The 22554-nt window shown below is 41.4% G+C and carries 14 protein-coding genes; 11 read left to right on the top strand and 3 right to left on the bottom strand.

What is annotated here, in order from left to right; all coding sequences use genetic code 11:
• The first annotated feature begins 149 nt into the window (after positions 1 to 149).
• The 10 genes from NST85_RS03765 (at position 150) to NST85_RS03810 (ending at position 18673) form a co-directional block, all read left to right on the top strand.
• On the top strand, positions 150 to 2456 hold the full coding sequence (locus NST85_RS03765; protein WP_341188566.1) for a glycoside hydrolase family 65 protein: 2307 nt from the start codon (positions 150 to 152) through the stop codon (positions 2454 to 2456).
• Positions 2457 to 4748 (top strand): glycoside hydrolase family 65 protein, encoded by a 2292-nt coding sequence (locus NST85_RS03770; RefSeq protein ID WP_341188567.1) that lies wholly within the window; start codon positions 2457 to 2459, stop codon positions 4746 to 4748. It abuts the gene before it with no gap.
• A gap of 56 nt (positions 4749 to 4804) precedes the next feature.
• Positions 4805 to 5443, top strand: coding sequence for a beta-phosphoglucomutase (gene pgmB, locus NST85_RS03775; RefSeq protein ID WP_127193967.1), 639 nt, complete (start codon positions 4805 to 4807; stop codon positions 5441 to 5443).
• Between the two features lie 232 nt (positions 5444 to 5675).
• Positions 5676 to 7484, top strand: coding sequence for a sensor histidine kinase (locus tag NST85_RS03780; RefSeq protein ID WP_341188568.1), 1809 nt, complete (start codon positions 5676 to 5678; stop codon positions 7482 to 7484).
• 20 nt (positions 7485 to 7504) lie between these two features.
• Complete coding sequence (locus NST85_RS03785) at positions 7505 to 8836, top strand: response regulator transcription factor (protein ID WP_341188569.1); 1332 nt, start codon at positions 7505 to 7507, stop codon at positions 8834 to 8836.
• Between the two features lie 94 nt (positions 8837 to 8930).
• Positions 8931 to 9866, top strand: a complete 936-nt coding sequence (locus tag NST85_RS03790) for a carbohydrate ABC transporter permease (protein ID WP_341188570.1) — start codon at positions 8931 to 8933, stop codon at positions 9864 to 9866.
• Position 9867: 1 nt separating this feature from the next.
• The gene (locus NST85_RS03795; RefSeq protein ID WP_341188571.1) at positions 9868 to 10734 is read left to right on the top strand and encodes a carbohydrate ABC transporter permease; all 867 of its coding nucleotides are present in this window, start codon (positions 9868 to 9870) and stop codon (positions 10732 to 10734) included.
• Between the two features lie 121 nt (positions 10735 to 10855).
• Positions 10856 to 12313, top strand: coding sequence for an ABC transporter substrate-binding protein (locus NST85_RS03800; RefSeq protein WP_341188572.1), 1458 nt, complete (start codon positions 10856 to 10858; stop codon positions 12311 to 12313).
• A 406-nt stretch (positions 12314 to 12719) separates the two neighbouring features.
• Positions 12720 to 17648: an endo-beta-N-acetylglucosaminidase gene (locus tag NST85_RS03805; RefSeq protein ID WP_341188573.1), complete on the top strand. Its 4929-nt coding sequence runs from the start codon at positions 12720 to 12722 to the stop codon at positions 17646 to 17648.
• Between the two features lie 125 nt (positions 17649 to 17773).
• The gene (locus tag NST85_RS03810) at positions 17774 to 18673 is read left to right on the top strand and encodes a GNAT family N-acetyltransferase (protein ID WP_341188574.1); all 900 of its coding nucleotides are present in this window, start codon (positions 17774 to 17776) and stop codon (positions 18671 to 18673) included.
• Positions 18674 to 18786: 113 nt separating this feature from the next.
• On the opposite strand, the gene NST85_RS03815 is transcribed toward NST85_RS03810, so the two are convergent.
• Together NST85_RS03815 and NST85_RS03820 are read right to left on the bottom strand one after the other, a co-directional pair.
• Complete coding sequence (locus tag NST85_RS03815; RefSeq protein WP_341188575.1) at positions 18787 to 20100, bottom strand: glutamate-1-semialdehyde 2,1-aminomutase; 1314 nt, start codon at positions 20098 to 20100, stop codon at positions 18787 to 18789.
• Between the two features lie 71 nt (positions 20101 to 20171).
• Complete coding sequence (locus tag NST85_RS03820; protein WP_341188576.1) at positions 20172 to 21227, bottom strand: LCP family protein; 1056 nt, start codon at positions 21225 to 21227, stop codon at positions 20172 to 20174.
• Between the two features lie 132 nt (positions 21228 to 21359).
• Here NST85_RS03820 and bcp point away from each other — a divergent pair, with 132 nt between their 5' ends.
• Positions 21360 to 21836, top strand: a complete 477-nt coding sequence (gene bcp / locus NST85_RS03825; RefSeq protein ID WP_341188577.1) for a thioredoxin-dependent thiol peroxidase — start codon at positions 21360 to 21362, stop codon at positions 21834 to 21836.
• An 11-nt stretch (positions 21837 to 21847) separates the two neighbouring features.
• Here the strand turns inward: bcp and NST85_RS03830 are convergent, their stop codons facing one another.
• On the bottom strand, positions 21848 to 22507 hold the full coding sequence (locus NST85_RS03830; protein ID WP_341191065.1) for a DedA family protein: 660 nt from the start codon (positions 22505 to 22507) through the stop codon (positions 21848 to 21850).
• Between the last annotated feature and the right edge of the window lie 47 nt (positions 22508 to 22554).

Here is a 22554-nt window from a genome sequence, read left to right on the forward strand (position 1 = left end):
CCAGGTCCGTAAATAGAAATTCGTACAAACGCACATAAGGTAATTAGAGTTGGACATTTCAGGGAGGTCATGTTTTGGATAATCTGGATAGGAACAGTTTGAAGCGTGTTATGAGAACCTATTAAATATACATAAGGAGAGGGCGGACCATGGCGAAAATTGCTGACAAATACCTAAAAGTGGATCCATGGAAGATTGTTGAAGAGGGGTTCGATCCAGAACGTAATCGAGTGTCCGAATCTATTTTCTCACTAGGTAATGAATATATGGGAGTCAGAGGATATCCTGAGGAAGGGTATGGTGGGGATACGCTGCTGGGTAGTTATTTCAACGGTTTGTTCGAAGAGAGCAAAGTCAACGCACACTACAAAGGTATTATTAAGTCGCTGCGATTCATGGTGAATGCAGTGGATTGGTTGTATACACGGATTACAGTTGATGGTGAAACGTTAGATATGGCGCAATGCCAATTCAGCGATTATCGAAGAGAACTAGATTTCAAGAGTGGCAGTTACAGCCGAGAACTCATATGGAAATTAAAGAATGGAAAATCGTTAAAGTTATCATTTGAGCGTTTCGTTAGTATGGATGTATCTAATCTTGGTTGTCAGCGTATCGTGTTTGAACCACTGAATTTCTCCGGCACAGTTGAGGTACGGACTGGACTGGATTTCTCAGTGATTCACGAAGATCAGGGTCGTTGTTATTGGGAGATCCTTCAGCGAGGGCAAGAGAATGGGATAATAGGAATCCTCGGAGAAACTTCCCATACGAAGAATCGCTTATTCTCTGGATTCCGGATTGATGCACAGGCGGCGCTGGAGACAACGGTCATAGAAGGTGATCGCTTCATAGGGTTGGACGTAAGGTTACCCTTGGAACAAGGCGTGAAGTCAACTTTCGATAAATTCGTGATCAACTATGCAGAGAAAGATGTAGCTACAGATCAGGATACTCTGTGGAATAAAGGGCTTGAGTTAGCGGCACAACACATTCACCCGAGTGTAAGCTTTGATTCATTAGCTAGAGAGCAAGTTAACTACTGGAGTGGTGTGTGGGCGGACTCTGATATCAAGATTGAAGGGGATCCTGAGAATCAACAGGGAATCCGTTTTTGTATTTTTCAAATGTATCAGACCTATCACGGTGATAATCCTGGGTTTAACATCGGGGCTAAAGGTTTGACTGGTGAAGCCTATCGAGGACTAGCATTCTGGGATACGGAATCGTATTGCTTGCCGTTTTATATTTTTAACAATCCGAAGGCAGCAAAGAGCTTGCTTGAATTCAGATATAAATCACTACCTTACGCGTTACAACGTGCGCGAGAGTTAGATTGTGAGGGAGCGTTCTATCCGATTGCGACCATTGACGGGACGGAGAGTTGTGATCTATGGCAGCACTCTAACTTGCAATTGCATGTGGGTACGGCGGTTGCTTATGGCATTCGCCATTATGTCAATATAACCGGAGACAAATCTTTTCTATATGAAAAAGGTCTGGAGATGCTCATTCAAATTAGTCGTTTCTACGCTACTCGGGGTCAATGGGGGCAGAAGACAGGGCAATTTGGATACTATGGAGTCATGGGTCCGGATGAGTTCCAACTCATGGTTAACAATAATTGCTATATTAATCTCATGGCGAAAAAAATGTTCGAATATACGTTGGATGTAATCGACATTATGCGTGAAGCGGAGGGTACATCGTTCAGTGAGTTGGCTCAGCGCCTCAATCTTACTGAGCAAGAACAGGCTAATTGGAGAAATTGTTCCGAGCATATGCGGATTCCAAAAGATGATGAGGCGAGTATTTATGAAGAACATGATGGGTTCTTCGATATGCCGCATCTCGATATTCATTCTATTCCTGTTACAGAATTTCCGCTCTATTCCCATTGGTCTTACGATCGGTTATATCGGTATGACATGATTAAACAACCTGATGTGCTGATGTTCATGTTCTTATATAGCGGGCAATTTTCCGTGGAAGAGAAACGCGCCAACTATGATTACTACGAACCGAGATGTATTCACGAATCTTCACTCTCTCCGTCGATTCACTCGATCATTGCAGCGGAAATCGGCAAACCGGAAGAGGCTTACAAATTTTTTGAATTTGCTACAAGGCTGGATCTCGACAACTATAACCGCAATACTCGTGAGGGACTCCATACGACATCTATTTCGGCTGCTTGGATGAATATCGTTTATGGATTCGGCGGGATGCGTTCAGACGGGGATCGACTAGTATTCAGTCCAAGTATTCCTGAACGTTGGGAAGGATACAGCTTCCCTATCACTTTTAAGGGGACGAAATTAGTAGTCGAGGTAAACAAAAGCCGTGCTTTCATTCGGGCATTGTCTGGGGAAGCTGTAGAACTTGTGATATACAATCACACTTATAACGTGGATCATTCCGGCATTGAGGTTGCTCTGGAAGAGGTGGGACGATAAGTGAGCTGGATCGTACGAGAGGATGGGTTCCGTAAGGAACGGATAACGACGAATAGCAACAAATTCATGATCGGTAACGGATACATGGGTTATCGAGGAACGATGGAGGAATTTACGAAGTCGGAATTAACGGCAACGACACTGGCTGGTTTGTATGACAAAGTAGGGGATAAGTGGCGTGAGCCGGTAAATGCCCCGAATGGCTTGTTTACGAGGATACAATGTGATGGAAGCGTGCTAAGTGTATTAGAGGCCGAGCCGCTGGAGCATGAGCAGGAATTAGATATGCAGCATGGGCTCCATCGTCGTAAGACAACTTTTAGTGCAAAGGGAGATAACCGAGTAACGGTATTATCAGAACGATTCTGTAGTGCAGAACGACTACATTTGATCGTAAATAGAATCACGATTCATTGTAGTAAGGATTGTGAGTTGCTGATTACTACAGGGATCGATGGGGATGTCTGGGATATTAATGGTCCTCATTTGGAGCGTATGGTTGGTCAAGTGGAAGACAACTGCTTGGTAATGAACGGCTGGACGCATGAATTGAACCAACCCGTATCAGTAGTAGAAGCAATTGAATGTAATTTTGGTGAGAAGACGATCCTTACTGAGGAACAATCCATCTACAGACAAATTGTAGTTCAGTACCGAGCGGGGGAAAAGTATACCTTCACTAAATATGTTTCGGTATACACAGGAATGGATGAAGTAGAGAATACAAGCTTAGCAGCTGTGCAATCTAGCTTGGAAGCTTTAAGAGTCGGATATGCCCAACTTTTTTTAGAGCAAGCTGTGATTTGGAATCGTAAATGGGAAATGTCGGATGTCACCATTGAAGGTGACAAAGAAGCACAACATGCACTGCGTTACAGTATGTATCAATTGCATATTATCGCTCCAGACCAGTCGGAGAAGGTATCGATCCCTGCTAGGGGATTATCGGGACAGGTTTACAAGGGTGCGGTATTCTGGGATACCGAAATGTTCATGCTTCCTTTCTTTCTGTATACTCAGCCTGAAGTAGCTCGTAACCTGATGATGTATAGGGTTCATACGCTAGACGGGGCTCGTAGAAAGGCTGCTGAATATGGTTTTGAGGGTGCATTTTATGCATGGGAGAGCCAAGAGACAGGAGACGATGCCTGTACGCTATTTAACGTCAATGATGTGTTTACAGGTCGTCCGATGCGTACCTATTTCCGTGACAAGCAAGTTCATATTAGCGCGGATGTAGTACACGGAATTTGGCAGTACTATACCTTCACAGGTGATGAGAGCATCTTGTTAGACGGAGGTGCAGAAGTAATCTGGGAATGTGCAAAGTTCTTCTATTCTTATGCATACTACAACTCGCGTAAAGAACGATATGAGGTACTAGATGTGACTGGGCCCGATGAGTATCACGAACGGGTGAACAACAATGCATTCACAAATATGCTAGTGAAACAGACGCTATTTGTTACGATAGAAGTGATGAAGTATTTACAGAATAAAAATCCTGAACGTTATGAAATCATACTAAGCAAGGAACAGGATGGAATAACCTTAGAACAAATCTCCCATATGTACGACCATCTATACGTGCCGCAACCAGATCAAGTTAATAAACTGATTTCACAATTTGACGGATATTTTAAATTGGAGGATGTCTCGTTAACCGAGTTGAAATCAAGAATAATGAACAAGAATGAATATCTTGGCGGGGGAAATGGTCTCGCAACGACTACCCAAATATTGAAGCAAGCCGATGTTATTCTCATGCTGCATCTATTCAAAGATCGTTTTGATCAAGAGACGAAGCAGGCCAATTGGAAATTTTACGAGCCACGTACAGAACATGGATCCAGTTTGAGCTCATGTATTTATGCATTGGTGGCTTCAGATATTGGATCACCGGATTGGGCTTATCCATACTTCATGCGTACGGCAACGATTGACCTGACGGGTGAATCCAAGCAGTACGTCGGAGATTTGTATATCGGTGGAACACATCCAGCAGCAAATGGCGGGGCATGGATGGCTGCAGTGCTTGGCTTCGCGGGTCTACGTTATCAAGGAGATGATGTTATCATCTCACCAGCACTACCAGAGAAATGGACAGCGATTGAGTTTCCGCTGTGCGTCCGAGGTCAGAGTTATAAAGTATGTGTAAGTAAGGAAGAAGTCCACATTACATCGCATATAAATAACACAAATACGATGCTGTTCACAATCTGTGGACAATCAATCACCGTCCCAGGCGGACAAGAAATTACCGCCCCTTACAATTGTATAATTCAAACCTAGGTAAACAAAGCGACATAGCGGAGAGAGCGAAATGATTCTGAAGAAGGAGAGAAGACATGCTAAGTGGAATGAAAGGTGCGATATTTGATTTAGATGGAGTAATCGTTGATACAGCGAAATATCATTACTTAGCCTGGAGGTCATTGGCTGAAAGACTTGGTTTCGAATTTACAGAAGCACATAATGAACGTTTAAAAGGAGTTAGCCGGGTTGAATCACTACGGATTCTGCTAGAGGTTGGCGGGGTAGAAGCTACGGAAGAAGAGCGTCTGGAAATGGCAGATACCAAGAATAAGGAATATATAAACTATATATCACAGTTAGACCCCTCAGAGATTCTTCCCGGAGCTAAAGAGTACTTAGAACTACTTAGAAGCCAGGGAGTAAAGATCGCCTTGGGATCCGCAAGTAAAAATGCAGAATTTATTCTGTCGAGATTGAGCATTACCGATTTATTCGATGCCGTAATTGACGGCACTAAAGTATCTAAGGCTAAGCCAGATCCAGAAGTGTTCCTTGCTGCGAGTGCGGCATTGCAGTTAAATCCTTTAGATTGCGTTGTGTTTGAAGATGCGGAAGCAGGTGTTCAGGCAGGTAAAGCGGCGGGTTCCAAAGTCGTCGGGATTGGCAGTCCTGATATCTTGAAAGAAGCGGATATTGTTATCGCAGGTTTATATGAACTGTTAGCACAATAGAAATTGAAGATGGGTCTCGATCCTGGCTAATTTGCAGGATTGAGGCCTTTTTTTAGTTTCTGTACTGGTATCTACATCTCCCTATATAATGACGATAAAGTAATAGTTGTCTTACGGTAGGGGCAGTATGCGCAGAGTAGCAATTGTAGAAATGCTCATGATGTTAGTAGAAATGCACATACTGATAGTTTTTTTTTACTGATATATTTAAAGTGCCGGGGGTGCATGACAATTGAAGTTAGGTTTGAAGAATCCACTGAATAAATTAAATGTGAAGCAACAGATGGTCCTGTTATTTCTCGTACTAGTTATTCCTATGTTCATATTAAACTCTTATGGCAATTACAAAGCTGGGCAAATTCTAAAGCGACATGTGACCAATGCTTATATTGAATTGAACAAACAAAATTTCAGACTGATTAATCGCGATATAGAATCGATCAACAAGGTGACATCAACGGTGTTTCAGAATTCGTTAGTACAGGGACTCAATCCTGTTTCTTCGGAAGAGACCGTCTTTACGCGGGTCAAAAGCTATGAAAAGCTGGAGATTCTGCTAGGTACATACTCTCAGGAAACGGATCAGCGAGAGCCACTTTATTATTCTCTATATGTATATGATCCGGAGAACACTTATTTTTTCGCTCCATTCTATCCCAACCCGAAGAAAGCAGGAGTCTATTTTTTTTCTAGTGATGAGAAGCCGGAATGGTTTGACGAAGTGGTATCTAAAAAAGGAAACGGGTACTTAAAGTTAATTGAACATCTAGCCCCTGAGTCCAAAGGCCAAGGAAATCAGAGTACACTAGCCTACGTTAGGGCGATCAACAACATCTATAAGAATGGGACAATAGGAGTTCTTGTCGTTTCTAACATGGACGCTCGAATAGGCGAATCAATGCAAACAGTATCACTTCCAGAAGGTGAATTGTATTTTACAGATTGGAATAACCGGATTCTTACGGCTAGAGCACCAGAACATGGTCCTTTCCTTGATCTACCACCAGAAGCGGATCTCGGAGAATCAATGATCGGAGTTAAAGATGTCATCACGAATGACTTTATTTATGTCATTAATTATAACCATGTTCTTCAGCATAAACTTATATATAGAGTACCGGTTCAAGCCCTTCTAGCGCAGCAGAATGAAATTAAACGAGTCATACAGCTAATGACGGTTGTTTATCTTGTGGTAGGACTTCTGATTATGCTGTATTTTTGGAGGTCGTTAATGACTCCACTGCAAAAGCTGGTGTATTTCGTCAGAAGGTATGAACCCGGTAATGTAGTGCCTGAGACCCCGCATCGAGGGAGAAAAGACGAGGTCAGTGTCCTAATCTTTACGATATATGATATGGCCAGGAGACTGAATGGATTGATCCATTATAAGTACCATATGGATCTGAAACAGAAAGAGTCTCAATTGCAAATTTTGTATCAGCAAATTAATCCACATTTACTATACAACACGCTGGAAAGTATTTATTGGAAGAGCACGATGGAGGGGAATACCGCTTCTGCCGAGATGATCAAGGAATTGTCTAAATTGATGAAAATCAGTCTTAGCCGGGGAAGAGAGTTAATCACTTTAGAGGAAGAGTTAGAACATGCCAGTGCTTATATCAAATTGCAGCAACATAGGTACGATTACTTATTTCAGGTTTCCAGGAATATACCTGATGAATTACTCTCAATCATTATTCCTAAGATCACATTACAGCCATTAATAGAAAATGCCATAATCCACGGGGTCAAGCATATGGGAGAAGACGGTGAAATCTGTATTAGCGCAACCCAGGATGAAGAACGGATATATATTCAGATCGAGGATAACGGATACAAACCAGTGGATTATGAAGCGATCGACAAACTACTGAACGATGAGAAGCATAATCCGCAGTTTGGATATGGAATAAGAAATATTCAACAGCGAATCCGGCTTCATTTTGGACATGAATATGGTCTTGTTTATGCAGAGCGTCCGGAAGGCGGGACCAAGGTAATCATTAATCTTCCTAAATCTGTACAGACATACGAATAAGAAGGCAGGGGGAGTTTTCTATGTACAATATATTGGTTGTTGATGATGAGCCGTTGATATGTAAAGGTTTGGCAGGTCTGTTGACATCTTCTGGGCTAGGAATTGGACAGATTTATACGGCTTATAGTGGACATGAAGCCTTGGATTATGTTCGGATAGAGGACATTGACCTACTCGTTACGGACATCCAGATGGGTGAGATGAATGGAATGGAATTGATGCAACAAGCCAAAATGATCAAACCGTGGGTGCAGACGATTATTATTTCGGCGCATGAGACGTTTCAATATGCCCAGATGGCCATAAGGTTGGGTGCTAAGGATTATTTAATCAAGCCGCTGAACAGCGAGCAGTTCCTTGATTCGGTACGTAATGCATTGTTGAAAATGGATAAGCCAGTAACACAAATGGATGATTTTTTGACCCGAAGTCCAGAACATTTCCATATGGAAGAGCTCCATCCTGAGAAGAATGAACGGTTAAACCGTTTGTTGGAAGATCCCTTTACCCCAACTATGAGTGAAGACGATCTCGTGGGATTGCTTGAAGAGTTGGGGATCACGGGCTGCTACTTCTCCTTGATGAGAATGAAACTTGGAACTCAATTTGAAGATAGAAATAAGGTCATTACTGACCGAGATAACCGGTTGCTTCGTTATGCTGCACTGAACGTGGCTAAAGAACTGTTACATGAGGATTGGAACGCTCTTGCCTTCTATTCTGCAAAAGGTGAGATTAACATTCTAATTCAGTGGAATGAGGAGGAGTATGCGGAACTGGACATGAACAAGATTAACCAACTAGAAATGATTGGACGAAGTCTGCATTATCATGTCTCCAAATACTTAGGTATTTCTACTATCATCGGATTTAGTCAGATTTTGAAGGGTGTAGAATTTCTGAACGTTTTAAGCCGGCAAGCGGACAAAGCCATGCAGTGGGGCGAAGAGCAAGGGGATTATCATGTGTTCTATTATGGGGATTTCAATTGGCATAACTATTCGCAAGATCCTTCTCCAGAAGAGTTGACGAAGCAAAGCAACCAGATTGTCGAGAACACGAGACAATACATCGATACGAATTATAACCAGAAAGGGCTCACGATTCATGATGTTGCCAAGAAGAATCATGTCAGCCCTAATTATTTAAGTTATTTATTTAAGAAAAACACAGGGTACAACTTATGGGAATATGTGATTAAACTCCGCATGGAGGAGAGCAAAACTTTGATTCTGAATACAGATATGCGCAGATATGAAATAGCTGAAAGAGTAGGATACGAATCGCCAGAGCATTTTAGTAAAATTTTCAAGAAATACTTCGGTGTCAGCCCTAGTGAACTGAAGAAGTAAGAACGGCTATACTTCAAATAGTTTTAGACATGTTCGCAGATCCTTTACTTTCTTAAAATGTAATATAGACACTAAGAGGAATGAGGGAAACTGTATGGAAGAAACGATGGTTTCAGTGGGGAAGATACCAAAAGAACCCAAAAGGAAAGCAGGTAAGAATCTCAAGAGAACATCAAACTTTAAAAAGTATATGTGGGGTTATCTTTTTCTAGTTCCGGTGGTCGTTATTTTTATCATATTTTTGTGGGTTCCTATCTTCAAAGGGATCGTATACAGCTTTTATAACATTGATTTTGTAAAGGGTAACACGTTTGTCGGATTAGAAAACTATAAAACCATTCTTAGCAATCCGGATTTGATGCTTTCCATAAAGAACACATTGTACTACATGTTATTAGCGTTAATCATTGGGTTCTGGGTGCCGATTGCTGCTTCTATTGCCATTTCAGAGCTGCGATTTTTCCAAGGCTTTGTCCGGATTGCCGCCTACTTGCCTTATGTAGTTCCGGGCGTAGTTTTGTATGGATTGTGGAGATGGATGTACGATCCCGTGGGTCCGATCAATGCTTTTTTGGGATTGTTTGGAGTGGAGTCAGTGTCCTTTATTTCAGACATGAGGTTCTCTATGATTTCCTTGGTTACTATGGAGACGTGGCAGCAGTTCGGTTCGGCGATGCTAATTTATCTGGCGGGTGTATTAAGTATTCCAAAGGATTGGTATGAAGCTGCTGAAATCGATGGTGCGGGTGTATGGAATCGTATTCGGTATATAACCATTCCTTCATTAAAAAGCTTGATTATATTAATGTTGATACTCCAAATTATCGGAACTTCCCAAGCTTATCAATCGCAACTAGCCATGCTTGATGGTGGTCCGAACAAAGCCACTATGACCTATGCTCTCCTCACTGTAAAGTATGCGTTTACTCAATTGAATTATGGAGCCGGTACGGCACTCGGGGTGCTCATGTTCATTGTGCTGAGTGTACTGGGAATACTTCAATTCAAGATGAACAGGGAGGAATACTGATATGAAAGAAAGAGGTATATTGTCGGATTCTGATTTGAATAAACCGCTAAATAAAGTTGTTTATGGTGTTATGGTTTTATGTCTTGCAGTTATGGCCTGTACTATGTTATATCCGATTCTGATGACCATGTTTAACGGATTCAAGAGCAATCAAGAAGTAAATACATTCCCACCAACCTTTTTTCCTACGGTATTACATTGGGAGAATTTCAAGGAAGGTTGGAATTACATTAACTTGCCTATGTTTTTAAAGAATACACTGCTTATTTTTGCAGGTAATCTTGTTGTAACTATTTTAGTACTGGGACTAGCTTCGTTCAGTATATCGCGTATTCGAGTTCCTTACAGCAAGGTGGTTTATTTCTTCATTCTGATGACATTGTTTATTCCGGCTTCAAGCTACATGATTCCAAACTTTGTGAATCTGAAGGAATTGGGATTGTTAAATTCATACTGGGCTTTCTGGCTTCCAGCGGGGGCTAATGCTTACTATTTCCTATTAATGAAAAACTTCTTTGATGGTATTCATCCAGAAATATTCGAAGCTGCCAGAATTGACGGGGCTTCCGAATTAACCAGCTATATTCGAATTGCGATACCATTGTCGGTTCCGATTTTTGCGACCCTGTCGATCTTTATTTTCTCAACAGCCTGGAATGACTGGTTTTGGCCTTCTCTGGTTATGCATACAGAGGATAAGTTCACCTTGGCTACAGCCATCTACAAATATGTAATTCAAGCACGCTATCTGGATAGCAGCGTTAAATTCAGTATTTTGTTTATGGTCATGATTCCACCAATTTTCGTATTCTTGGGCTTCCAGAAATTTATTATGCGCAGTGTTAACTTATCGGCAGTCAAAGGATAGCGTTTTCATTTATCGTAGCCTTGCACATGATCGCCATAAGAATGCACCTCGTCTCTTGGCGGTTCCTCTTTTAAGATGGAAATGTAAGCAAAAACAACATTTATGGAAAAGGGGAGTTTCAATGCGTAAGTTCTCAGCAGTAATGATGTGTATCTTGCTGTTCGGTTCGCTGCTTGCAGCATGTGGTGGTAAGGAAAAAGCAGCAGACAACACAAAGAATGAAGGAAACAAAGCAACAAATAATGCTAGCGCTGGAGGAAATACTTCCACGGATGAAGGCAAAGTAGAGGATATCGCCGACAAGAAAATTACACTCAAAATTCACTATCCACTTCCAGACGAAACAACACTTAAGGCAACAGAAGATGATAAAATCGCTCGTTTCCAAAAGAAATATCCGAATGTAACCATCGTGAAAGACGACTGGAGATATTCAGTTGATGAAATCGGAGTCAAAATGGCTTCCAACGAAGCTCCTACTTTCTATAACACTTGGGCTACTGAAGCCAGCCTTTTGATTTCACGCGGATGGGTAGCAGACATTACGGATCTGTGGAACAATTGGGAATACAAAGATGAAATCAATCCAGTAATTCAACAGCAATTTATTGTGGACGGTAAAGTTTATGGGGTAACTCAGAACGGTTACATTACTTCAACTGTTGTGAACAAGAAGTTGTTGGCTGACAAAGGGGTAGAAGCACCATCTCTTGATTGGACTTGGGATGATATGCTGAATACGGCTAAAGCAGCTGCGGATGCGAAGAAAGGTATTTCGGGGATCGCTCCAATGGGTAAAGGCAATGAATCAGGATGGAACTGGACGAACTTCTTGTTCGAAGCTGGCGGTGAAATCCAATCTAACGAAGACGGAAAAGTTACAGCAGTGTTTAACTCTGATGCTGGTGTAAAGGCGCTGGATTTCTACAAGAAATTAAGATGGGAAGCAAATGCAATTCCGCAAGACTGGGCATTGGGATGGACGGACGCGGTTGGTTCATTCCAACAAGGACGTACAGCAATGGTTATTGCAGGAGCATTTGACGTAATTAACGCTGCATTGAACGAAGGCGGAATGAAGCCTGAGGACGTAGTTGCATATCCGATGCCTGCTGCAGAAAAAGGCGGCAAACACTACGGTATCCTTGGAGGTAACTACTTGGTTATCAATCCTAACGCAACAAAAGATGAGCAAGAAATGGCATTCCGTTACATCACTTTTGATTACTTCAGCGATGATGCACTGAAAGCGGTTGAGGATACAATTGCTGCTCGAAAAGCCGATAACAAATACTATATTCCTAACCCAATGGAATACTTCAGCTGGGATTCCGAATACGGTAAGAAAGTTGAAGCCATTCAAGCTAAATACGATAATGTATACAAATATGATCCACAACTTTTCACACTGTTAGAGGGTAAAATTGAAGCACAATATAATACTCAAGATTACTATGCAACAATGTCCAACGTGGTACAAGAATCGTTCTCCAAAAAAGGAACAGATTCAAAATCTCAACTGGACGTAGCAGCGAAATACGTACAAGAGACTTACTTTGATAAAGTTACACAGAAATAATATTATTTGAAAAGCATCCCTTGGAATGCATATTGAGAATCTACTTCTCGATCATGCTCATTCTAGGGGGTGTTTTTTTGCTTGTTAACACTAGGATATATGAGTTAGATAATGGAATGTTCTTGAAACAAAAACATTTAGTTATGTATTTATTGAAAATTTGTATCTTTAGTTAGTCTAGTTAATCTTTATTTTCACCACTATAAGTAAGGGCTTTCATCAGGTAAATTGAGTTATAGTGGAAGAATTTAGTATGAGGGGAGGATCAAGTTAACGGGTGATCTGAAGACGGACTTACGCCTGTACAAGTTCATGGTGATTTGCAATTCATTCTATAACTTAAAGGGGAGAATTTAACTTGAATATTCACACTATGAGAAAATCATATCCAAGGCTTACAGCTATAGTGTTGGTAGTTACATTGGTGGTTTCGGGTTTGCCACTTACTGTGTATGCAGGTGATACATGGCCATTTAAGGAAGAAAGTGCGCATGGGCAGAACCAGCCAAATGTACATGGATACACCAGTGGACAAATTATGGAATGGAGTCCAGAAACTGATCCGGATGCTGAAAAGTTAAGAGCCCACGTACCTCTACAAAATCGAATTGATGCATTTACAGCGACACAAGCAAATCCTAATTTATCTCCAGATGTGAAAATGACTAATGTCTCGGGCGATTATGGAAACGCTTTTATCGAGAATGCAGCCTATACAAATAAATTTGCACAGTATCATTTCAATTTCTGGCAATATGTTGATTATTATTCTCCTTGGCATGGTACAGCTACGGCTTATACACCAGCAGAATATTACGACGACTTGGCTCAAAGTAATTGGCAGCAGAAATGGTTCGAATTCGGTATGTTGAATATCCCGAACCCGACCTATACGGACGCAGCTCATAAAAATGGTGTATTGTCTTTAGCGGGAATTTTCTTCTCTAACAATGACCGTGGACAACAAACGTATAAACAAATGATCGTTAAGGATGAGAATGGTAACTTTCCTGTAGCGGAAAAAATGGCCGAGATGGCCAACTACTTTGGCTACGATGGATATTTCATCAACCAAGAGGAAGTTAGTCCTAACGTTGCGGTAGGGGATATCCCAGATTACATCGCATTTATGAAAGCGCTACAAAAGTCAGGGTTATATGTACAATGGTACGATTCACTAAGTATCGCGAATGGCGCCAATACATTTGCCAGAACCTTTAATGATAATAATATTTCATTCTTGTATGACAAGAATACCGGTGAGAAAGTATCGCAATCCTTTTTCTTTGATTATGGTGTGGGGAGTACTCAAATTAACAGCGCAAAAACCTACATTAATAATTTGAATAGTACTTATGGAACAAACTATAACATTTATGATATCGGTTTCGCAGGACTTGAAGGGGGGCGAGACAGATTTAAACAAGCAAATGGAACTGCTATCAACAAATTACTTAGTAATGGAGTACCACAATTAAGCGTTGCTACATTAGGGGCAGATTTTGTTCATGCTGGTCTTGATGAGGATATGAATAAATCTTGGCCTATTAGTAACAGATCAGACAATGATTATCAATGGATGACTAACTTGCGTGATCAATTGTGGTGGTCTGGACCGAATGTAAACCCTGCAAATGTATCAGTGAGCGCTACAAACACGGTTAGTGACGTATACGCTGATAACAGATACTGGCCAGGGATTGCCTCGGTTATTACGGAACGATCAGTAGTGGGAGACTCAAACTTTTATACGAACTTCAACACTGGTCATGGTTTGTCTTACTATGTGAACGGTACTGAATCTAGTACTAGCGAATGGTCAAATATGAGTTTACAAGATATACCTGTAACTTGGCAGTGGTGGCAGGAGACAGCAGGTAAACAGCTTACCGTTGATTTTGATTATGGTTCAAAATATAGTATTGCGGACACTGCCCGTTATAACTATGAGCAAATCGGTGGATTTAATGGTGGTAGCTCACTTGTAGTGAATGGAGAATTGGATGCGGAAAACTTCCTGCGTTTGTACAAGACTGATCTACAAGTTAACGGAAATTCTAAATTGTCGATTTCCTATAATAAACCTTCTGTAGATGATCAATCCAATATGTCTATCGGATTAGTTTTCGAAGATAATCCGACTGAGGTTGTTAAACTTCCTATCTCAGATAGTGGAAACAAAACGGCAGGCTGGTTAACAAAAGAAGTGGAATTAGGACAATATGACGGCAAATCCATAGCTGCTTTTGGCTTAGTATTTGACCCGGGACAAGACAAAGTTGCAAACTATCAAATGAATATTGGACAGATCAGAGTATATGACGGTTCTGCTGTCAAACCATCTGCTCCAACAGGCTTAGGTATTACAGAAGCCTTTACGGATACAAATGAGATGAACATTAAATGGAATATGGATACGGATTATTCCAAAGTGAAGCAATACAATGTATATGTAAATGACATCTTTGTTGGTGGCAAATATGACGAAGTATTTTATATCAAAAATCTTCCTGCACAATCAGGAGTATTGAAGGTAGTTCCTGTAGGTGCTGACGGTCTTGAGGGTGATGCAGCAACGCTAAACTTTGATCTGACTGCTGCTGTATCAAATATTAGTGTTAATTCCGAAGAAAACGGAGATTTCACTGTGTCTTGGAGTAATGGTCAAGCTGCATCCGGTGATATCAAAGTACAAGTTCGCTCTGTGAACAAAATAACAACTCCAGTACCGGTATCAGAGGAAGTTGTGGTCCCTGCGGGTTCAGGAACAGCTACATTCACAGGAATGCCTGCAAACGGTGATGATTATATCGTGACGATCTCGTCAGGCAATACGAATTCGGTAAGCATGAGCGGCAACTTTATTGACAAGATCGTTGAACCCTATGCTGAAGCATGGTCATGGGACGGCGACACACTTAATTTGCCTATGCCTAATACGAGAGACTGGCGATATCTATATGTCTATGAAGACGGCAAACCTAGATCATTTGCGACTACGTATAGTTCTGGAAACTTCGAGAAAATTTTTCGTGGACGCACAACAAAAGCGAGCTTGAGTTTCAAATCGACTGCTAGCAATGTACATGTTGTAATGGAAGACTATGCAGGAAATTTATCTGAACAAGTAGATCTAGTGAAGAGTTATAATATTTCATTTGATTCTGATGGAGGGACGCCAGTACCAGCAGTAATCAAGGCAATTGCTGGAGCAAAAATTGAAGAGCCAACCGGTGTGGTTAAGGATGGATACGAGCTTGAGGGCTGGTATAACAATAATGTAAAGTGGAATTTCGCTGAAGATACAGTAACAGGTGGAATGACACTTAAAGCGCAGTGGGTTGAGAAGGCAACTGATGCCCCAACAGTCAGTATATTAGAAGATGGGACTTTTCGAGCAGGAACGACTGCCAATCTTACAACTGTAGTTACAGGTACAGGAGAATTAACTTATGCTTGGTACTTGGATGATGGTAGCGGTTATGGTGATTCGCTTGGAACTGAGTCCAGCTATACAATACCTGTAGTTGATGAAAACATGAATGGTTATAAATACAAAGTGGTCGTCACTAATGAAACAGGATTAACAGGTGAGTCGGAGATTTCATTGAACATACTCCCTGCGGATACAGAGTGGGTGGCACCTGATTTCGTGACTGATCTCGAAGCTAGTAAAATCGTTAATGAAGGTGAAGAGGCAAATCTGTTTATTGTTACTAGTGGAGATGTAGAATCTATCACTTGGGAAGTGAAATCCCAGGATGAGGAAACGTGGAATGCACAAACAGTGACTTCAGCAGTATATACATTTACGGCTACATCTGAAGATAACGGTAAAGGGTTCCGTGTGGTACTGCAAGGAAAAGAGGGAGTCGAACCTGCTACAAGAACGAGTACGGAAATGACTCTTACGGTAACCCCAAAAGCTGATTTATCGGAATGGAATCGTTTATCAGGGCTTCTAACCGGTATCGATGCTTTGGTGAATAATGACCAGTATACCGCAAAATCTATCGCAGACTTGAAAGCCCACAATGCGTATACAGAGGCTAAATCATTAACACCAGACTCTTCGATCGAACTGATTAAACAAGCTTATGTTAACTTGGTTAATGCCAAACAGGAGATTCTAGTTGTATTCGTTCCTGTAACACCTCCTGACTCTGGTTCAGACACAGACACAGGTTCTGGCTCTGGCTCTGCTTCGGTTGAGACACCTGCACCAACACCAGTTCCGGTTCCATCTAACCCGAATAAAGTGGTGGTATCGGCTGGAGAGTTAAGAAAATTGTCAGATAACGGAGTCGTAGTTATTTCTATTGGTTCTGAAGTTATAGAAGTGGAACTTCCAGCTGATACTGGAAACCTACTGGGAGAGAATCAACTAACGATTCAATTCGAGGGGGCAACTCTAGGGATTGCACCTGAATTGTTACAGCAATTGAGAGATACATTAACTACGGAGCAACTTGCTGGGGGTAAGATTCAGGTCAAAGTGACTCCTAAAAAATCGATAGAAGAAGATGTTATAAATGGCGGACCGCATACTTCACTTCAAGGTAACGCTGTTGAGCTTGATATCAGCATTGTAGCGACAGATGGTACAGTACACCGTATTTCAAACTTAGTGAAGCCTGTAAAATTGAGTTTGCCAATTGATGCTACCATGAATGCTGATTTACTAGGCATTTATAAAATTGCAGACAATGGTTCATTAATTTATCTTGGTGGTAGTCGTGTTGCTAATTCAATGGAAGTAGAGGTTGATACCTTAGGTACTTATGTTCTACTTGAATACACAATGAATTTTGAAGATGTTCCTGAGAGCCATTGGGCAGCGAATAGCATTCGGATATTGGCTGCGAAGCATTTGATTCAAGGTGCTTCAGAGGGACAATATCAACCAAACCGTACTATAACGAGAGCAGAATTTATCAAGATTGTAGCAAATGCACTGAACTTGAAAGACAAAGCAACACTAGCGTTTAGCGATGTAGCTGTGGGTGCTTGGTACGAAGAGGATTTAGCCAAAATGGTCAAATACGGGCTTGTAAGCGGACGGACATCTGATCATTTTGAACCCAATGCTAACATTAGTCGACAAGAGATCGTTATGATTCTAATGCGTGCTTATGCAATGGAACATGGTAATGAACCTCATAATAGTTCAACTGAGTTTAGCGATGAGGCGCAAATAGCTTCATGGGCAAAAGATAGCGTTCAAAGAGCAGTAGCTCTAGGGTTGGTAAAAGGACGTATTGGAAATCAATTTGCTCCAAATGATTTGGCAACAAGAGCGGAAGCGGCTCAATTTATCCTGAACTATTTAAAGTAATAATAAAGCCGTAGTGAGGAAGACTGCCGATCCTGTTAAGGAATCGGCAGTCTTTTTGTTGTGGGATGTATGTCATACCTATGCTAGTAGGCATGTAGTATATTTATGGAAATCTAGATCAGTTGATGAAGAGAACTAAAGGGAAGGAGAAGAGTAAACAAATGATAAAAGAATGTAAGATAGGAGAAATTAAGTCTTGTGCCGATTTAGCATTTAAGCTTAACAGCAAACCGGAAAGTAGCTCAGCGTATTGCAGTAAGAAATATGATTCTATTTGTAAAGATTTCGAACATATGATAAGTGATGAAGAACATGCTGTTGTAGGTTATTATGAAGCAGATAAGCTAGTTGGTGTTATGGGCTTTTTTGTAGATGTAGACAAACATACGGCAGATTGTGTTGGACCGTTTATTGATGATGCTAGTTTTCTTGATATAGCAAAAGATATACTAGATTTTGCAAAAACACTCCTAAATGAATCCACTCGCTTTAATTTTTATTTTGATCAAAGGAACACGGATTGTTTAGAACTAATGAAATTATTGAATACAAATTACAATGGTAATGAGTGCTCTCTTAAGTTAGAACGTATAAATTACATACCTAAAAGTATCGAAGTGAATATTGAATTAATCTCTGCTGAGAATAGCGATGAATTAATAAAACTGCACGATAACATATTCCCTGGCACATATGTCTCGGGTACGGATATTATTAATTCCCTAGGGAGAAATAGGCAAGCATACTGCATCTTTGAACAGGGTGTTATGGTTGGATATGGTGTGCTAAGAATCGATGAGGGGAGTTCCAACCTCTGCGTAGAGATTCTTGCTGTTGATAAACAATTCCGTGGTAAAGGTTACGGTAAAGCGCTGTTAAGCAATTCATTAAAGCAAGCATTTAGTGATGAGTCTATTAAATCTGTGTATTTAATTGTGGATGATCCGAACTCAGTTGCTAAAAATTTGTACTTCTCTTATGGGTTTGAGCTTGAGGTTGAAAACCAATCCTATAGCGTAAAGTAATTGAGATCCGAATATGTAGTGATATCAATGGATACGAAAAACAAGCCTTACAAGTGGTCGCCCGCTTGTAAGGCTTGTTCGTTATAGTACATATCATATTATTCTGAAATGTCTTATTTAGATGCCATTTCTTTAAACGATGCCTCAACAGCTTCCAACGTGAAGTCAATATCTTCATCCGTATGGGCTGTAGTTAAGAACCAGGCTTCATATTTTGATGGTGCTAGGTTGACTCCTCGGTTCAGCATGTTGCGGAAGAATGCGCCAAACACTTCACCGTCTGTGTCTTGTGCCTCGTCATAATCGGTGACAGGATGATCACAGAAATGAGTGGAGAAAGAGCCGCGGATGCGATTGATCGTAAGTGGGATCCCATGGCGGCTGGCTGAATCAGCGATACCATCAGTCAATCTTATAGTAAGGCGTTCCATCTCTTCATATACGCCTTCGCCCTGCAGTACTTCTAAGCAAGCGATACCAGCGGAGATGGAAGCCGGATTACCTGCCATCGTACCCGCTTGATAAGTTGGGCCGAGTGGAGCAACCTGCTCCATAACTTCTTTGCTACCACCATAAGCGCCAATCGGCAGGCCGCCACCAATGATTTTGCCAAGTGCAGTAAGGTCAGGTTTGATTGCCTCATGGTTAGTAAGACCTTCATAGGTTTGTGCTGAACCATAATGGAAACGGAAAGCGGTGATGACCTCATCATAAATGACGAGTGCTCCGTATTGGCGAGCCAGACGGCAGAGATCCTCGAGGAATCCTGCTTTGGGCATAACCATACCAAAGTTACCAACGATCGGTTCAACCATGACGGCTGCCACGTCATTTCCCCATTTCTCAAGTGCTGCATGGAGTGCTTCCGCATTGTTAAATGGTACGGTGATAACCTCCTGCGCTAGACTTGCTGGAATTCCGGCGCTATCTGGAATCCCAAGTGTTGAGGGACCTGAACCTGCAGCGACTAAAACCAGGTCCGAATGACCATGATAACAACCCGCAAATTTGATGATTTTATTACGTTTCGTATAAGCACGGGCCACACGAATCGTCGTCATAACAGCTTCGGTTCCTGAATTGACGAAACGCACCTTGTCCATGGAAGGAATAGCTTCCTTCAGCATCTTGGCAAGCTTGATTTCAAGCTCCGTAGGTGTTCCGTATAGAGTACCGTTTGCAGCCGCTTCAGTTATAGCTTGTGTAATATGCGGATGTGCATGTCCAGTAATGATTGGCCCATAGGCAGCTAAGTAGTCGACATATTTATTGCCATCAACGTCCCAGAAATGTGCGCCTTGACCTTTACTCATAAAAACAGGTGCCCCGCCACCGACCGCTTTAAATGAGCGAGAGGGGCTATTGACACCACCGACAATATGTTTGAGTGCTTCTTCATATAAATATTCAGATTTGGTACGGTTCATGAATTAAAACTTCCTTTCGATAGTAGGTTCAAAAGAGATGAGGGTGAGGGACAAAACAAGCTCCCCAGAGCTTAAGGCTCTGAGGAGGAAGGAGTGTCAGTAATCGTCTTTTCTGAACCATTCCCAGTGTCGGTATTGGTTGTATTTGTGCTGCTATCTTCTGGAACTTCTGTTGTCTTATTAAGTACTTCCTGTACATAAGTCTTCAATTCCTCTTCACTACGGACGCCAAGCACATCGGATCCTCCAATATTCTGCTCAATTAGCAGTGACATGGGTGGGATTTGCTCACTGGCGATAATTTGGCTGTCATAGCCCACTGTGGCAAGCTTCCACATGTCATTGACGGAAAGATTGGTGTCGATGTAAGGATTAACTTTTTCTAGTATAGAAGGCAAACTCATGATAGCTGTAGTAGACTTCATTTTTGAAGCAAAAGCTTTAAGGAAATTACGTTGTCGTTCTGTTCGTGTAAAGTCGGACATGGCATCATGGCGGAACCTTACATATTGAAGAGCCGTAGTTCCATCCAAATGCTGTTGTCCCTCTTTCAAATCGATATCATATTCATGGTTATCTGCTTTACTACTATACTTCATGTCTTTCTCAACGTAGAAATCAACACCACCTACAGCATCAACCAAAGCGATGAAACCTTGGAAATCAGTGTACACGTAATACTGGATGGGGATTCCGAGTAAGTCGGATACAGCTTGCATCGCTGTATTTGGACCGTGTGTTATCGCTGTATTAATGCGATCTTTACCGTACTCTGGTATCTTAGTATAAGTATCACGCATAATGGAGAAGAGATATCCTTTTTTGGATACTGGATCAATAGAAGCAACTAGCATTGTATCCGAACGAGGGACCTCACCTTTCTTCAAACCACGGGCATCAACGCCCATTAGCAGGATGTTAACCCGCTCCGTACCTTCCCATTTAGGGGGCTCTGGTATTTGGGCTTCAGGAGGCTGGACATTATAAAAGGGAGAATTTTCACCTTCCTTTTGGAAATTATCCACCTGGTTGTAAACGGCGATAAAATAATAAGCCGCGAGCCCGGCTATAGCGATCAAGACCCCAACAACGGACCAGATGATCGCTCGCTTTGTGCGTTTCGTCATTATGTTCGTTCCTTTCACCAAAAAACGATAAGTTTTGTTTTAGTATGTAGTGCATTATATCATTACATTATAATTTCTTTTGTAAATACAATCAATTTTCTATTTTACACAAACCAAGAGGAGGAATATGACATGTCAGAAATTCAAGTTCAAATAGGACAACCTGTACCAGAATTTAAGTTACCCGCTAGTGGAGGGGGAGAGATTTCGCTGAGTCAATTCCGTGGGCAAAAGGTCGTCATTTATTTTTATCCCAAAAATATGACCCCGGCTTGTACGCAGGAAGCTTGTGACTTTCGTGATCTGAGTAGTGTATTTGCCGAGCACAATACCGTGGTATTGGGAATTAGCGGTGACACAGTAACCTCGCATGATAAATTCATTATGAAGAAAGAGTTAACTTTTCCACTACTATCTGATGTAGATCATGAGGTATGTCGCATGTTCGGTGTCTGGCAGATCAAGAAGTTATATGGACGAGAATATGAAGGAATTGTTCGTTCCACTTTTCTGATTGATGAGGAAGGAAGGCTGCTCAGAGAGTGGCGAGGTGTGAGAGTTAAGGGGCATACAGATGAAGTGCTGGAGGCAGTAAAAGGAGGAATCTGATTCCTTCTTTTTTAGTTTCGCCGTGATTTTGAAGGTTCAGCTTGTGGCTTCTTAAAGCGTTTAAGGTAGAAGCTATAAATACCCTTACGATAGCGTAGCAAAATATAGCCAAGGAGAAGCGCTACAATGGCAAGTGATGTTAATAATAAATACTTGATTGCTAGTTCGAATACTTTAGTCCATGCTGGTCCAAATACCTTGCCGATACTAAGGAATAGAATCGTCCATATTAAAGCACCACTGTATGCATATGCCGCAAATTTACGAAAAGGGACAACGATAATACCGGAGAAATAGCCAGTAAAGTGACGAATACCCGGAATGAAATAACCGAGGGAGATCAGTGAGTAGCCGTATTTTTCAAACCAAAACTTCGTTTTATCTAGCTTCTGAGGGGAGAGGAATACCCATTTGCCGTATTTAGTGATGAAGGGAAGACCTACCTTCCGTCCAATCCAATAGGTGATGGTCATACCAAGTGTAGTACCCAAAAAGGACAGCGGAATGAGCCATTGTATGTCCAATACCCCTTTATAGGATAGAAACCCCGCGTAAGCCATTGATGTCTCGCCTGGAAAAGGGAGTGCAATGAATTCAAGTAATAAACCTACGAAAACAACCCAATATCCGTAATCATTAAATAATGCTTCTATTCTCTCAAGAACTTCCATTAATCCAATCACGCTCCAAATCATCTTCGTAACGCTAGTCTATTTCA

Source organism: Paenibacillus sp. FSL K6-2524 (assembly GCF_038005525.1).
Lineage (GTDB): Bacteria > Bacillota > Bacilli > Paenibacillales > Paenibacillaceae > Fontibacillus > Fontibacillus anaericanus.

Coding starts and splice junctions, on each gene's coding strand:
- NST85_RS03765 (WP_341188566.1), top strand. CDS start 150: ATGGCGAAAATTGCTGACAAATACCTAAAAGTGGATCCATGGAAGATT.
- bcp (WP_341188577.1), top strand. CDS start 21,360: ATGTCAGAAATTCAAGTTCAAATAGGACAACCTGTACCAGAATTTAAG.
- NST85_RS03810 (WP_341188574.1), top strand. CDS start 17,774: ATGAAGAGAACTAAAGGGAAGGAGAAGAGTAAACAAATGATAAAAGAA.
- NST85_RS03795 (WP_341188571.1), top strand. CDS start 9,868: ATGAAAGAAAGAGGTATATTGTCGGATTCTGATTTGAATAAACCGCTA.
- NST85_RS03830 (WP_341191065.1), bottom strand. CDS start 22,507: ATGGAAGTTCTTGAGAGAATAGAAGCATTATTTAATGATTACGGATAT.
- NST85_RS03800 (WP_341188572.1), top strand. CDS start 10,856: ATGCGTAAGTTCTCAGCAGTAATGATGTGTATCTTGCTGTTCGGTTCG.
- NST85_RS03785 (WP_341188569.1), top strand. CDS start 7,505: ATGTACAATATATTGGTTGTTGATGATGAGCCGTTGATATGTAAAGGT.
- NST85_RS03820 (WP_341188576.1), bottom strand. CDS start 21,227: ATGACGAAACGCACAAAGCGAGCGATCATCTGGTCCGTTGTTGGGGTC.
- NST85_RS03790 (WP_341188570.1), top strand. CDS start 8,931: ATGGAAGAAACGATGGTTTCAGTGGGGAAGATACCAAAAGAACCCAAA.
- pgmB (WP_127193967.1), top strand. CDS start 4,805: ATGCTAAGTGGAATGAAAGGTGCGATATTTGATTTAGATGGAGTAATC.
- NST85_RS03815 (WP_341188575.1), bottom strand. CDS start 20,100: ATGAACCGTACCAAATCTGAATATTTATATGAAGAAGCACTCAAACAT.